At 69.4% G+C, this 12,763-nt stretch carries 14 protein-coding genes; 7 read left to right on the top strand and 7 right to left on the bottom strand.

All coding sequences use genetic code 11. The annotated features are described in order from the left end of the window. The first annotated feature begins 241 nt into the window (after positions 1-241). The 4 genes from HUG10_RS01970 to HUG10_RS01985 all read left to right on the top strand — a co-directional run bounded on the left by HUG10_RS01970 (position 242) and on the right by HUG10_RS01985 (position 2,546). Positions 242-718, top strand: coding sequence for a YbaK/EbsC family protein (locus tag HUG10_RS01970; protein ID WP_179167957.1), 477 nt, complete (start codon positions 242-244; stop codon positions 716-718). Then, positions 719-997 (top strand): hypothetical protein, encoded by a 279-nt coding sequence (locus HUG10_RS01975; protein WP_179167958.1) that lies wholly within the window; start codon positions 719-721, stop codon positions 995-997. A gap of 81 nt (positions 998-1,078) precedes the next feature. Continuing rightward, entirely contained in the window at positions 1,079-1,423 is a 345-nt protein-coding gene (locus tag HUG10_RS01980) for a winged helix-turn-helix transcriptional regulator (RefSeq protein ID WP_179167959.1), read from the top strand. A 64-nt stretch (positions 1,424-1,487) separates the two neighbouring features. Continuing rightward, entirely contained in the window at positions 1,488-2,546 is a 1,059-nt protein-coding gene (locus HUG10_RS01985; RefSeq protein WP_179167960.1) for a DNA-methyltransferase, read from the top strand. Positions 2,547-2,969: 423 nt separating this feature from the next. On the opposite strand, the gene HUG10_RS01990 is transcribed toward HUG10_RS01985, so the two are convergent. The 5 genes from HUG10_RS01990 to HUG10_RS02010 form a co-directional block, all read right to left on the bottom strand. Next, entirely contained in the window at positions 2,970-3,539 is a 570-nt protein-coding gene (locus HUG10_RS01990; RefSeq protein ID WP_246310272.1) for a YqaA family protein, read from the bottom strand. A 75-nt stretch (positions 3,540-3,614) separates the two neighbouring features. After that, positions 3,615-4,697 (bottom strand): tyrosine decarboxylase MfnA, encoded by a 1,083-nt coding sequence (gene mfnA, locus HUG10_RS01995; protein WP_179167961.1) that lies wholly within the window; start codon positions 4,695-4,697, stop codon positions 3,615-3,617. 59 nt (positions 4,698-4,756) lie between these two features. Next, the gene (locus tag HUG10_RS02000) at positions 4,757-5,509 is read right to left on the bottom strand and encodes a CPBP family intramembrane glutamic endopeptidase (RefSeq protein WP_179167962.1); all 753 of its coding nucleotides are present in this window, start codon (positions 5,507-5,509) and stop codon (positions 4,757-4,759) included. Between the two features lie 84 nt (positions 5,510-5,593). Then, entirely contained in the window at positions 5,594-7,924 is a 2,331-nt protein-coding gene (gene ppsA, locus HUG10_RS02005; protein WP_179167963.1) for a phosphoenolpyruvate synthase, read from the bottom strand. Positions 7,925-8,106: 182 nt separating this feature from the next. Then, entirely contained in the window at positions 8,107-9,087 is a 981-nt protein-coding gene (locus HUG10_RS02010) for a PhzF family phenazine biosynthesis protein (protein ID WP_179167964.1), read from the bottom strand. Between the two features lie 106 nt (positions 9,088-9,193). On the opposite strand from HUG10_RS02010, the gene HUG10_RS02015 reads away from it, so the two are divergent. The 3 genes from HUG10_RS02015 to HUG10_RS02025 all read left to right on the top strand — a co-directional run bounded on the left by HUG10_RS02015 (position 9,194) and on the right by HUG10_RS02025 (position 10,643). Further along, on the top strand, positions 9,194-9,592 hold the full coding sequence (locus HUG10_RS02015; RefSeq protein WP_179167965.1) for a hypothetical protein: 399 nt from the start codon (positions 9,194-9,196) through the stop codon (positions 9,590-9,592). Positions 9,593-9,678: 86 nt separating this feature from the next. Continuing rightward, positions 9,679-10,176 (top strand): LabA-like NYN domain-containing protein, encoded by a 498-nt coding sequence (locus HUG10_RS02020; RefSeq protein ID WP_179167966.1) that lies wholly within the window; start codon positions 9,679-9,681, stop codon positions 10,174-10,176. Continuing rightward, positions 10,173-10,643, top strand: coding sequence for a PUA domain-containing protein (locus HUG10_RS02025; protein WP_179167967.1), 471 nt, complete (start codon positions 10,173-10,175; stop codon positions 10,641-10,643). Before HUG10_RS02020 ends, HUG10_RS02025 begins: the two co-directional genes overlap by 4 nt. 68 nt (positions 10,644-10,711) lie before the next feature. On the opposite strand, the gene HUG10_RS02030 is transcribed toward HUG10_RS02025, so the two are convergent. Both HUG10_RS02030 and HUG10_RS02035 read right to left on the bottom strand, forming a co-directional pair. After that, positions 10,712-11,608, bottom strand: a complete 897-nt coding sequence (locus HUG10_RS02030) for a presenilin family intramembrane aspartyl protease PSH (protein ID WP_179167968.1) — start codon at positions 11,606-11,608, stop codon at positions 10,712-10,714. Next, positions 11,605-12,633, bottom strand: a complete 1,029-nt coding sequence (locus HUG10_RS02035) for a presenilin family intramembrane aspartyl protease PSH (RefSeq protein ID WP_179167969.1) — start codon at positions 12,631-12,633, stop codon at positions 11,605-11,607. The genes HUG10_RS02030 and HUG10_RS02035 overlap by 4 nt, the downstream gene beginning before the upstream one ends. Between the last annotated feature and the right edge of the window lie 130 nt (positions 12,634-12,763).

Below are 12,763 nucleotides of genomic sequence, written 5' to 3' on the forward strand. Positions count from 1 at the left end.
TCGGTCGATCGTCGCTGCGACCCGGTGCGCCGGCGTTCGCGACCCGTCCCGACCGTCCCCCGTTACGGGGCCGACCGGGGCGGGAGGGTCCACCCGGTGCAGAAGAGGACGTGCATACGCATGGGGGAGGCCGGGTCGGGCGTCATCACACGTCCGTCCGTGGGGGAACAACGTAAACCTCGCGACGACCACGCGTGCCGGAGCCGCTGGCTATTTCGGCGACAGACCACTTCAACCGGCTATGCATCCGACCGCAGACCGGTTCGCGACGCGGGCCCGGGAGGAACTCGGGTTCGACGCACGCATCGAGGAGTTCCCCGAGGGGACGAAGACCGCCGCGGACGCGGCGGCGGCCATCGGCTGTGACGTGGGCCAGATCGTGAAGAGCCTCGTGTTCGCCGCCGACGGCGACCCGGTCGTTGTCCTGACCGCCGGCAACAGTCGGGTGGACGAGGCTGCCCTCGCGTCCGAACTCGGGGCCGAGGAGGTCCGAACGGCCGACGCCGACGAGGTGAAGTCCGCCACCGGGTGGAGCATCGGCGGCGTCCCGCCGTTCCTCCACGAGACCGACGTGCCCGTGTACCTCGACGAGTCGCTGGCCACGCACGACCGGATCTGGGCAGCCGCTGGGACGCCATCCGCCGTCTTCGAGCTCTCTCCCGGCGACTTACGGCGTTTCGCCGGCCCAGAAGAAATTGATGTCTTCGCAAGGTCATAAATGCCATTTCGCGATATTAAATCACTCCCGGACCGCCCGCTTCGCGCTGCCGAACTGGACGCACTTCGCGAGGCGGACGCAGTGGTCGAGGCAGCACCGCTCGGCGTCGCGGACAGCGATATCAGGGCCCTGGCCGTCCAACTGGGGGAGACGCTGTACGGTCTCGGTTACGACGAGGCCGACGGCTGGACCGTCGTCGACGAGCGCGAGGCCGGCGACCCGGAGGACCTGTCGGCCGTCCGTGAAGCGCTGAAGGAGTGGGAGGCGACGACCGAGTAGCGAGCGGGACGAACGGTAGTGTCGCGGCGATACCCGGTTCGGAACCGAACCCCTTTGTAGCGAGGCGGCGTAGCGGTTCACATGGCAGTGGACGGGGACCTCGTCGACGGGGACGACACCGGGCCGTGTGCGGTCATCGACGCGCTCGAACAGCTCGGCTCGCAGTGGCGGCTGGTCGTCCTGCACGACCTCCAGGAGGGCGAGAAGCGGTTCAACGAGCTGAAACGCTCGACCGACGCCAGCGCCCGGACGCTCTCCCGCGTGCTCGACGACCTCCAGGAACTGGGCTTCGTCGCCCGCCGGATGGAGCCCGACGCGCCCGTCGCAACGTTCTACTCGCTCACCGACAAGGGCGAGTCGCTACGGCCGGTGCTCGGGGAGATCGAGTCGTGGGCGGACGAGTGGCTCGAGGCGTGCAACGAGTAGCGGGCGTCCGTCCCGTCCGTCACCGATAGCCGGATTTATCCTCGGGGGGAGACCGTTTCGGGTGATGACCGGCCCGGAGCCACCCGAGCGCCGCCGGAGCCACCACGCGATAAGCGTCGGCGACGCCCGGGCGCTTCCCCTCCCGGCCGACAGCGTCGAGCTCGTCGTGACCTCGCCGCCGTATCCGATGATCGAGCAGTGGGATGGGACGTTCGCAGCGCTCGACCCGGCGGTCGCGGACGCGCTCGACGCCGGCGACGGCGAACGCGCCTTCGACCTGATGCACGCAGTGCTCGACGAGGCGTGGGCGGAACTCGACCGCGTCCTGGCGCCGGGCGGGATCGTCTGCGTCAACGTCGGCGACGCGACACGATCGCTGGCGGACCGGTTCCGGCTCTACTCCAACCACGCGCGCATCACCGAGTCGTTCTCCGCGCTCGGGTTCGACCAGCTCCCGGGGATCCTCTGGCGGAAGCCGACGAACTCCCCGACGAAGTTCATGGGCTCGGGAACCCTGCCGCCGAACGCCTACGTCACGCTCGAACACGAGCACGTACTGGTCTTCCGGAAGGGCGACCGGAGGTCGTTCCCACCCCACGACTCGGACCGGTACGGGGCGGCCTACTTCTGGGAGGAGCGCAATCGCTGGTTCTCCGACGTCTGGGAGGGCCTCACGGGCGTCGACCAGGAACTCGGCCTGGACGCGCCGCGCGAGCGCGCCGCGGCGTTCCCGTTCGAACTCCCGTACAGGCTGGTGACGATGTTCTCCGTGCACGGCGACACCGTCCTCGACCCGTTCTGGGGAACCGGCACGACGACGCTCGCCGCGATGGCTACTGCGCGCGACTCGATCGGCGTCGAGCGCGACGCTGGCTTCCCCGCCGAGTTCGAGGACCGCCTCGACGGGCTACCGAGCCGCACCGAAAGGCGGACACAGCGGAGGCTTTCGGAGCATCGGGAGTTCCTCGAAGACCGGAACGAGGCTCCGGATTATCGGGCCGACCACTACGACTTCGACGTGGTGACCCGGACCGAACGGTCCATCCGACTCTACGGCATCACTGAGGTCGCCCCGATCGCTGGCGGTTATCGAGTCGACCATCGGGCACTCAACGACGAGTGATGCTCCGATTCCGGTCGCCCTCAAGCGATTTCGGACCGCGAACTGGACGTCGAGACCCGGCTCACAGATTCCCTTCGTAGGGACGTCTCCCCGACTCTCCCGAAGTCGGACGCGAACCTACCCGGGTCAGGGTCGTCCTACCCTTCCCGGTGTGACTGGTTTCCGACGATTCGGGTTGCACGACGCGCAGACGCGGAACTGTTCACCTCCGGATTCCGCTCCCCCATTGGACTCTTCACGGTTGTCGGGGACAGGTGAAAACCGGAACCAGGCGAACCGATTCGGAGCGGCTCGACTCGGGACGGACCGATCGAACTGTGGTCCGCATAGCCGGGCGTGTAACCGAGAGGCCATCGAGGAGAGGCGACGTTCGTGACGGGGTCGGAACCGGACCCAGGCCGACTGAAACCTGAACGAAGCCGACTAAAGGAGCCACTCCAGGAGCGCGATGGCGTTGTTCCCGGCGCTCCACAGCCCGAGGGTCACGAGCAGCCGGCCGACGCTCCCGACGAAGGTGGCCAGCGCGAACTTCCGGTAGTCGCGTTCGAGGACGGCGAACGCGTAGATGGAGACGGTGTCGGGGAAGAACGGGACGCAGAGCGCGAGCGCGAGGCCGGCGTAGCCGTACTTTCGAGCGATCTCGGCCGTCTGGGATTCGGACCACTCGATGATGTCGAACCGCGAGTTGCGGAGCCAGCGGACGATCGGGCCGGACTCCTTCGCCTCCTGCCCGATGTGGAAGGCGAACACGGAGCCCGCGGCCTTGCCGACCCCGGAGAAGAGGATGATGAGGAACAGGTGGGCGTACCGACCGAGCCCGAGTTCGATCGGGGCGAGCAGAACGATCTCGCTCACGCCCGGCAGCGCGAACGCGATGAGGAACGAGTAGACGAAGATGATGCCGAGCCCGACCCACCCCGTGGCGCTCTCGACCAGCGACTCGAGCCAGCCGAACTCCGGCAGGATCGACGCTGGTGGGAGGGCGCCCCCCAGGGTCACCAGTTGTGGATCGAGCGCGGTGGCGAGGAGCGGGGACACGTGTTAATCCGAGGATGGCGCTTGGTAGGGTTAAACTCCGACGGTTCCGGCCAGCCGGTCCAGCGTCCCGAGGAACACCTCGAGTCGTTCCCGGCTCACGTGGGGCATCACGACCACGCGGGCCTCCCCCGCCCCCGTCCGCGTGATTCGCCACCCCACCTCGCGCAGTTCGTCGAACAGCGGGTCGGGGAGGTCGACCGCCACGAGCGGGAGTTCGGGATCGACGGCGCGGTAGCCGCGCTCGGAGAGCTCCCCGGCGAACCACGCGGCGAGGTCGGCGGCGCGCTCGTACTCCGCGCGGTACCCGGCGGGCCACAACTCCGCGAGTGCGGCCGCGGCGGACGCGACGCCCGCGCCGGACCGGGTGCCGGTGAGGCTCGCCTGCGACGGCGTCTCGAGGTAGGGGGTCTCTACGGCGAGCGCGTCCAGCGTCGCCGCGTCGCGGGCGAGCAGGCCGCCGGCGGGGACGACCGCCCGCCCGACCTTGTGCGGGTCGACGGTGAGCGTGTCGACCGCGGCGTCGGCGAAGTCCCACTCGTGGTCGGTGAACGGGAGGTAGAACCCGCCCCAGGCGGCGTCGACGTGGAACCGCGTGCCAGCATCCTCGGCGACGGCCGCGAGTTCGGGAATCGGGTCTACGCGGCCGTACTCCGTACTGCCGGCAACGCCGACGACGAGCGCCGTGTCGTCGTCGACGGCCGCCGCGACGGCGTCGACGTCGGCGCGGTGGTCCCCGTCGGTCGGGACCGTCCGCAGTTCCATCCCGAGCAGTTCGGCGGCCTTGCTGAAACTGAAGTGGGCGGACTCGGGGGCGACCAGGTTCGAGTTCCCCGCGTTCCCGAGGTTCCGGGCTGCGTGGACGGCCTGGACGTTCGCCTCCGTCCCGCCGCTGGTGACGTACCCGTGCGCCTCGGGCAGGCCGGCGAGTTCGCCGAGCGCCGCGACCGCTTCCGTCTCCAGGTCGGCGACGGCGTCGTAGGTTCCCGGGTCGCCGGGGTTCGACGCGATGAACCGTTCGGCGGCGCGACTGGCGGCCGGATGTGGTTCGGTGCACATCGAGGAGAGGACGCGTTCGAACGACTGGGGGCGACGCTCGCCGACCGACGGCTGCATACTGGATACGGACGATTGGTCGTCGTATAGCGATTCCGTTTCGGTGTTCCCCTCCTGCTTCAGACGAGCAGGTAGGCGGATCCGAGCAGGACGGCGTTGTAGGCGGCGTGGGCGACGGTCGGGACCGCGAGGTTCCTAGTTCGCTCGTACGCCGCGCCGAGCACCGCGCCGGTCGTGGCGATGAGCAGCGCGCCGGCCACGACGGCCGCGAGCGAGCCGGTGTAGTTCAGGAGGTGGACCGAACCGAACAGGAGGCTGGATCCGGCGACGGCGCCGACGGGGCCGAACGACTCGCGGAGCCTGCCCTGGACGACGCCGCGGAAGAGGAACTCCTCGATCGGCGCGATGACGACGGCGGAGAGGACGACCAGTCCCAGCAACACCGTCGCATCGGCGGTCGCGGCGTCGCCGATGACCGACCCCGGGATCAGACCGAACTCGGAGAGCACGACCGACAGACCGGTGGCAGCCGCGAGCGCGACGACCGTGGCGCCGACGACGTAGCCTACCTCGCGCCGCGTCGGGACGGCGGTACGGATCCGGAGGCCGCGTCGGCGGGCGTACGCGAGGGCGACGGCGAGGAAGCCGACCTGTCCGGCGACCGTCAGCGAGAGGAAGACGGCGGGGTCCGAAACGTCCACGTCCAGGCCGAGTAGCACCGCGGGTACGATGAGCCCGACGCCGACGGCGGCCGAGACGATGAAGGCGGCGAGAGTGATGCCGACGGCGACGCCTGCTGCACGGGGACGATCGGAACGAGTCGTCGTCTCGGATGGTGGCACGGGTGAACTGGTGTCGGCGGTGATCGGCATGATGTGGACTCCTCGAGGGAGTTACCAGTTCCTACGCGACGTCGAGGGATAAATCAGCAGTGAGAGGGCTTCTCTCGCCCGGTATCAGCGAACCGAGTCGAGCACGAGCTTCTGTTCGGTGCGCTTGACCTCGTGCTGGACGTCCCGGACGGCGTCGATGTTCGCCGAGATGGAGGTGATGCCCTCCTCGACGAGGAAGTCGACCATGTCGGGCTTCGAGGCCGCCTGACCGCAGATGCTCGTGTCGACCCCGAGCTCCCGGCACGTCCCGATGACGTCGGCGATGAGTTCGAGCACGGTCGGGTGGAGTTCGTCGAACCGGTCGGCGACGTTGCTGTTGTTCCGGTCCACCGCGAGGGTGTACTGCGTCAGGTCGTTCGTGCCGAAGGAGGCGAAGTCGATGCCCTCGGACGCCATCTCCTCGATGGAGAGGGCGGACGCCGGGGTCTCGATCATCACGCCCCAGCGCTGCTTCTCGACGTCGATGCCGACGTCGCGCATGATCGACTTCGCCCGCCGGACGTCCTCGGCGTCGTTCACCAGGGGGAGCATGAGTTCGAGGTTGTCGTAGCCCATCCCCCACAGCTCCTGGAACGCCCGGAGCTCCTTCTCGAACACGTCCGTCTTGTCCAGCGAGCGACGGACGCCGCGCCAGCCGAGCATCGGGTTGTGCTCGTTCGGCTCGTCCTCGCCGCCCTCGAGTTCGCGGAACTCGTCGGTCGGGGCGTCGAGCGTCCGAGCCCGGACCGGCCGCGGGTAGAACTCCTCGGCGACGCCGCGGATCCCGTCGACGAGCTCCTGAACGTACGCGTCCTCGCCGTTGTCGGCGATGTACTTGGCCGGCGTCTTGCCGAGCGAGAGCACCATGTGCTCGATACGGAGCAGGCCGACGCCGTCCGCGCCGGTCGCGGCGGCGCGCTCCGCGGCCTCGGGGATGGAGACGTTCACCTTGACCTCGGTCGCGGTCATCGGCTTCACCGGAGTCTCGGGGCGAACCGACTCGACGGGTTCGTACTCCTCGACGCCGCGGTCGGCCGCCGAACCCTCGCGGATGGTCCCCTTGTCGCCGTCGATCGTGACGATCTGACCGTCCTCCAGCGTCCGCGTGGCGGAGCCGGTGCCGACTACCGCCGGGACGCCGAGCTCCCGGGAGACGATGGCGGCGTGGGAGGTCATGCCCCCCTCGTCGGTGACGATGCCGTCCGCCCGCTTCATCGCGGGCACCATGTCGGGCATCGTCATCTCGGTCACGATGATGTCACCGTCGGCGACCTGGTCGAGGTGATCGAGCTTGGTGACGATCCGAACAGCGCCGGAGACGATGCCGGGGGAGGCGCCGAGGCCGCGGAGCAACTCCTCGTCGTTGCCGTCACCACCGTCCGTGGCGCCGGTCGCGCCGGAGCCGGGGGTGGAGGCCGCCTCGCCGGCCGGGTCGCCGGTTCGGTCGCGGTCGTCGACGCCGGCCGGGTCGGAGATGGTCGTGATGGGACGGGACTGGAGCATGTACACGTCGCCCTCGAAGATGGCCCACTCCACGTCCTGCGGGTCGCCGTAGTGGTCCTCGACGAGCCGTCCGAGTTCGACGAGCCGCTCGATCTCCGCGTCCGAGAGCACGCGCTCCTCGCGTCGGTCCTCGGGGACGTCGCGCTCGACCGTCTCGCCCGTCTCAAGGTCCTTCTCCATCATCACCTTCTTGTCCGCGACGGTGACCTCGTCGACGGCTGCCGTCTCGCGGTCGACGACGTAGTTGTCCGGCGAGACCGAGCCGGAGACGACCGCCTCGCCGAGGCCCCACGCCGCCTCGATGATGATCTGCGGCTCGCCGGTGGAGGGGTGGCTGGTGAACATCACGCCCGACTTCTCGGCGTCGACCATCCGCTGGACGACGACGGCGATGTCGACCTCGTCGTGGGGGAACCCCTTCTGCTGGCGGTAGTAGATGGCTCGCTGGGAGAACAGCGACGCCCAGCACTCCTTCACGCGCCGGATGAGCGCCTCCTCGCGGACGTTGAGGAACGTCTCCTGCTGGCCGGCGAAGGAGGCGTCGGGGAGGTCCTCCGCGGTGGCCGACGATCGGACGGCGACGAACGCCTCGCCGTCCTCTCCCATCGTTCGGTAGGTGTCGATGATCTCCTCGGCCACCTCGTCGGGGAGGTCCGTGCCGAGGATGAGCTCGTGTGCCGTCTCCTGAGCCTGCTTCAGCGCGGCGCTGTCCTCGGGGTCGATCTCCATCGCGGCGAACAGTTCCTCGTCGATGCCCGCCTCCTCGATGAACGTCCGATAGGTACCGGCGGTGACCACGAAGCCCGGCGGGACCGGGAGGCCCGCGCCGGTGAGTTCGCCCAGCGAGGCCGCCTTGCCGCCGACCGTCTCCAGGTCGCCGGCCGACACGTCGTCCAGCCAAAGTACAGCCATTTCGTGTTCGTGGGGACCGCCGACTCGATAAAGAAGGTTCCGACCCGCGCAAGGATGGAGAAAACACTACTCGCGACCGAGTGTATCCTGGCTCCCGGTAGGGAGCTGTTACCGAAGTCATCCGAGCTGGTGACGGAACGGAGTCTGTGGGGAAAATCGCGAGACTGCAGGCCGAATCGGAGCTACGCCTCGATGATGTCGTCCTCGTCGGACCCCGGGACGGAGATCGTCCCCTCGAACGACGTGACCGCGTCGCCGCCGACGGCCGGGGGGCCGCCGCCAGCGGCGCGGACGCGCACCGTCCCCGGCCGGTCCACGTAGTGCCCCTGCTCGAACAGCATCTCGTCGGGGGTCCCGTGTCCGTCGTCCGCCTCCTCGCCCTCGTCGCCGGTCGCCCGGTCTTCCACGCTGCCCCCACCGCTGTCGAACGCGGCGAACCGACCGAGGTACGCCCCGCAGGCGCCGGAGGCGGTGCCCGTCACCGGGTCCTCCGGAATGCCGACGCCGGGGACGAAACACCGCCCGTGGACGGTCGCGTCCGCGTCCAGCGTGTCGAAGGTGAACGCGTAGACGCCGGCCGCGTCGTGGTCCTCGGCCAGCGCCGCGACCGCCTCCAGGTCCGGGTCCATTCCGCCGAGCGCTTCGAGGAAGTTGACCGGGACGACGAGGAACGGGAGGCCGGTGCTGGCGTACGCCAGCGGGAGGTCGGCACCCACGTCCCGCATCGCGTTCGGGTCGCAACCCAGCGCGTCGCCGACCCGTTCGTAGGACTCCTCGACCTCGTGGATCGACGGGTCGTTCTGGCTCATCCAGACCCGCCCTCCCTCGGCCACCTCGACGTCGATGACGCCGACGTTCGTCTCCAGCGAGTGGGTTCCGGCCTCGATGGTTCCCCGTTCGAACAGTCGGGCGTGCGAGGCGATCGTCGCGTGACCGCAGAGGTCGACCTCCGTGGTCGGCGAGAAGTACCGGACCGCCCGATCGGCCTCGTCGGAGGGATGCAGGAACGCCGTCTCGCTGACGGAGAGTTCGCGCGCGACCGCCCGCATCTGTTCGTCCGTGAGCCCCCCGGCGTCCGGGACCACCCCTGCGGCGTTGCCCGCGAGCGGTTCGGTCGTGAAGGCGTCGACGAGGCTGGCCTCGCGGGCGTCCGACTCGGTCATGGCTCCACCTGCGGCGGCATCCGGTAAAACGCTACGTGGTCGCGTCGCTCGAACGACCTCGATCGTCACCGACACCGATTTGTCGACACGACGAAACGACCCGACGATGCCCTCCATCGGCTACTACGCGCTCCTCGGTGCGTTCATCGTAATGTGGCTCTCGGTCGGCTACTGGGTGACCGCCGACGCGGACGCACGCGGCGCTCGTACACCCTGGCTTTGGGGTGGTCTGGCGCTGTTCTTCTTCCCGCTCTTGCTCTACTACCTCCTCGTCTACCGGCGACGGTACGACCGGAAACGGCCGGCTAGCGGGGTAGAACGCGGTGCGGGAACGGTGGCCCTCGCGTCGACTGTGGCGATGGTGGTCGCCGTGTTCCTCGGTCCACCTGACCCGTACACACAGGCGCTGTGGTGGGCTGGAGCTGCCGCCTTCCTGCTGATTCCCTCGACCCTGCTCGTCTACCGGGACGGATACGGGCGACTGGCGAGCGGCGGTGGGAACTGAGTCCGGTGTGAGGACGCCCCGTCCCGACACTTGGGACGGAACGGACCCCGACACGACTAAACCGCCGGTCCGACACCACGGACGTAATGACCGAGATTCACCCCGGCCAGCGGGTCGCCGTCCTCGTCGACTCACAGAACCTCTACCACTCCGCCCAGAGCGTCTACTCGCGCAACATCGACTACTCGTCGATGCTGGAGAAGGCGGTCCAGGACCGGACGCTGACTCGGGCTATCGCCTACGTCATCCGAGCGGACTCCCCGGAGGAGGAGTCGTTCTTCGAGGCGCTGCGGGACATAGGCTTCGAGACCAAGATCAAGGACATCAAGACGTTCGGCGACGGGTCGAAGAAGGCCGACTGGGACCTGGGCATGAGCCTCGACGCCGTGTCGCTCGCCGACCACGTCGACACGGTCGTCCTCTGCAGCGGCGACGGGGACTTCGCGCGCCTCTGCTCGCACCTCCGTCACGAGGGCGTCCGGATCGAGGTGATGAGCTTCGGCTCCTCCACGGCGACGGAACTCGTCGAGGCCGCCGACGCCTTCGTCGACATGGGCGAACGGGAGGACACGTTCCTGCTGTGAGTTCCACGCCCACCGTCGCGGACCTCCGTACCGTCGCCGACTACCAGTTCGGCGCCGGCGCCGGTTCGGCGCTGTTCCCCGACGACGAGGTGGAGGTCCGACGATCGACCAGCGGTCGTCCGAGACAGGTCGTCGCGGACGGCGAGCGGGTCGTCTCCTACCGGACCGACGGCCGCTTCACGCTCGGCCTGGAGGGTGGTCGTCGGCTCCGGGCGGCGCTCGACCATCCCGTCTACAGCGTCGTCGTCGGCGACGAGAGCGCGCCGTTCGTCCGCGACGGGAAGAACGTCTTCGCGAAGTTCGTGACCGAGGTCGACCCTGCGGTCAGGCCCCACGACGAGGTGGCCGTCGTCCACGTCGAGGGGGACCTGCTCGGCGTCGGCCGGGCGGAACTGTCGGCAGAGGGAATGCTGGATTTCGACACCGGTATGGCCGTCAAGATCCGCGACGGCGCGGGGCCCGCCTGACGGACCGCGACGACAAACCCGAGGTTCCCGGCCGGAGTGTTCCCCCCACACCGTTCTCACCGACCCTCTCAGACGACGGCCGGGCCGAACAGCACGGCGAGCAGGAACCCCAAAACTGCGCCACCGTTGACGAACGGGAGCCCCGCGTGGATCCCGCCGCGACGCTGGACGAGGATCTGGAGCGCCGCGAACCCGACCAGCGAGCCGAGGAGCGAGCCGAACGCCCGCGGTGCGAGGCCGAGTACGAGCGGTGGCGCGTGTCCGAACCAGGCGCCGGTCGCGTGCTCGACCGCGGCGCTGGCCGTAAGCATCGCCGGGAAGAGCGCGTCGCCCGCACCCAGCGCCGTCGCCACCGGTTTCCCGCCGCCGTTCCCGCCGAGGGAGCCGCGGTCGCCGTAGTCGGCGTCCGTCGGGACGACGAACATCGCGGGGACCTCCATCCGCTCGCTCGCTTCCGCGACGGTTCGCATGTGCCCCGAGACGTAGACCGCGTAGGCGTCGTAGCCCGCGGCGACGATGAGCGCGGCGAGCGCGTACCCCGGCGAGAGGCTCGCGCCGAACAGCCCCGCCGCGCCCGCGACACCGACGACGGCGACGACGTTCCGGACCTCCCAGCGCGGCACTCGCCAGGCGAGGGCCGCGCCGACGGCCGCGCCGATCGCGCCGGGGACTGGCCCGAGGAACGCCGACAGCGCGACCCAGATGGCGACGCCGAGCGAGAGGAGCATCACGCCGCGCACGAGGCGTTCGCTCCGTCGGTACCGAACGACGGCGAGCGAGAGGAGCGTCCCGACGACGAGGCCGAGGACGAGTGGGACGAGCGCGTCGCCGCCCTCGCCGTAGCTGACGCCGCTCGACGCGAGGCGTGGGGCGACGGCGACCGCGAGAACCTGCACCGCGAGGAACAGCGCGCCGGTCCCGAGCGCACCGCGAACTCGGGGATCGATCGCGCCGAGGTCGGTCACAGGTACGTCCCGATGCCGAGTGCGGTCGCCAGAGGGACGCCGGCGAGGACGGACCCGAGCAGGTAGCCGCCGATGGCGCCGCCGTTCAACAGCGGGAGTCCCGCGTGGGCACGCCCCTTCAACACCATCCGGAGGAGGAGACCGAGTCCGAGGAAGGTGCCGACCATCGCCAGCAGCGAGGGGAGCCCCATCGCCGGCAGACCGGCGATCCCGAGGGGCGTCGCGGGGGACCAGAACGCCGCCGAGGCGACCATCACCGCCGGCATCACGGCGTCGCCGAGGCCGATGAAGAACACCTCCCGGTCGTCGGGATCGACGCCCTCCACCTGTCTCTCCGCGTCCGTGGGGGTGTCGTTCGCCTCGTCAGCAACCCCCGCCGTCGTGTCACCATCGGTCTTGTTGTCCCCCTCGACCGACCCGTTCGCCTCCCCAGACTCGCCCGAGAAGTCGGCGTCGAGCAGCGAGTACGACCAGGTGAGCGGGATGACGAGCACGACGGGGATGCGGAGCGCCATGACACCCTCGGCCAGGTCGAGCATGTGCTCGGTACCGTACACCGAGATTGCGTCGTACACCGCCAGCACGGAGAGGAGGATGATCGCCGGCAGGAGGCCGAAACTGATGCCGAACAGTCCGGCCGCACCGGCGCCCATGAGCGCGCCGGCGGTGTCGATGACGTACCACTCCGGGTACACCCAGAGCGCGACAGCGACGGCTCCCGCGGCGACGAGCGCCGCCGTCGAGGGGAGCACGATCGAGAACACGTACCAGGCGAGCATGCCGGACGAGGCCACGATCACCCCCCGGATGACCAGGTCCAGGTTGTACCGGAACGCTGCGAGCATCAGCGCGGTTACGACCAGGATGGCGACGAGGTAGACGAGGCTGTTCGTCGGGTTCTGCGGGTTCTCGACCGCCTGATAGCCGGCCGAGTCGAAGGCGGGGACGAGCGACACCGCCCCGACCTGGACGACGAGGAAGACCAGGGCCGCGACACCGACGCCACGGGCGGCGCGAAGATTCATGGGCGACGAGTCGGCGGGCCGAGGGTTTGGGGGTTGTGGTTCGGATGCTCTCCCGTCCGTCGTCTCGACGCCGGTTCTCGTCCCCGAAGCTCCGTCCGCGGACGACTGATCGGTCCTGAGTCGCCGCGAG

The organism is Halorarum halophilum, from assembly GCF_013401515.1.
GTDB lineage: Archaea > Halobacteriota > Halobacteria > Halobacteriales > Haloferacaceae > Halorarum > Halorarum halophilum.

Bases quoted from the DNA above. Each gene is read 5' to 3' on its own strand.
- HUG10_RS01970 (WP_179167957.1), top strand. From the start codon at position 242: ATGCATCCGACCGCAGACCGGTTCGCGACGCGGGCCCGGGAGGAACTC.
- HUG10_RS02035 (WP_179167969.1), bottom strand. From the start codon at position 12,633: ATGAATCTTCGCGCCGCCCGTGGCGTCGGTGTCGCGGCCCTGGTCTTC.
- HUG10_RS02000 (WP_179167962.1), bottom strand. From the start codon at position 5,509: ATGCCGATCACCGCCGACACCAGTTCACCCGTGCCACCATCCGAGACG.
- HUG10_RS02015 (WP_179167965.1), top strand. From the start codon at position 9,194: ATGCCCTCCATCGGCTACTACGCGCTCCTCGGTGCGTTCATCGTAATG.
- HUG10_RS02020 (WP_179167966.1), top strand. From the start codon at position 9,679: ATGACCGAGATTCACCCCGGCCAGCGGGTCGCCGTCCTCGTCGACTCA.
- mfnA (WP_179167961.1), bottom strand. From the start codon at position 4,697: ATGCAGCCGTCGGTCGGCGAGCGTCGCCCCCAGTCGTTCGAACGCGTC.
- HUG10_RS01985 (WP_179167960.1), top strand. From the start codon at position 1,488: ATGACCGGCCCGGAGCCACCCGAGCGCCGCCGGAGCCACCACGCGATA.
- HUG10_RS02010 (WP_179167964.1), bottom strand. From the start codon at position 9,087: ATGACCGAGTCGGACGCCCGCGAGGCCAGCCTCGTCGACGCCTTCACG.
- HUG10_RS01980 (WP_179167959.1), top strand. From the start codon at position 1,079: ATGGCAGTGGACGGGGACCTCGTCGACGGGGACGACACCGGGCCGTGT.
- ppsA (WP_179167963.1), bottom strand. From the start codon at position 7,924: ATGGCTGTACTTTGGCTGGACGACGTGTCGGCCGGCGACCTGGAGACG.
- HUG10_RS01975 (WP_179167958.1), top strand. From the start codon at position 719: ATGCCATTTCGCGATATTAAATCACTCCCGGACCGCCCGCTTCGCGCT.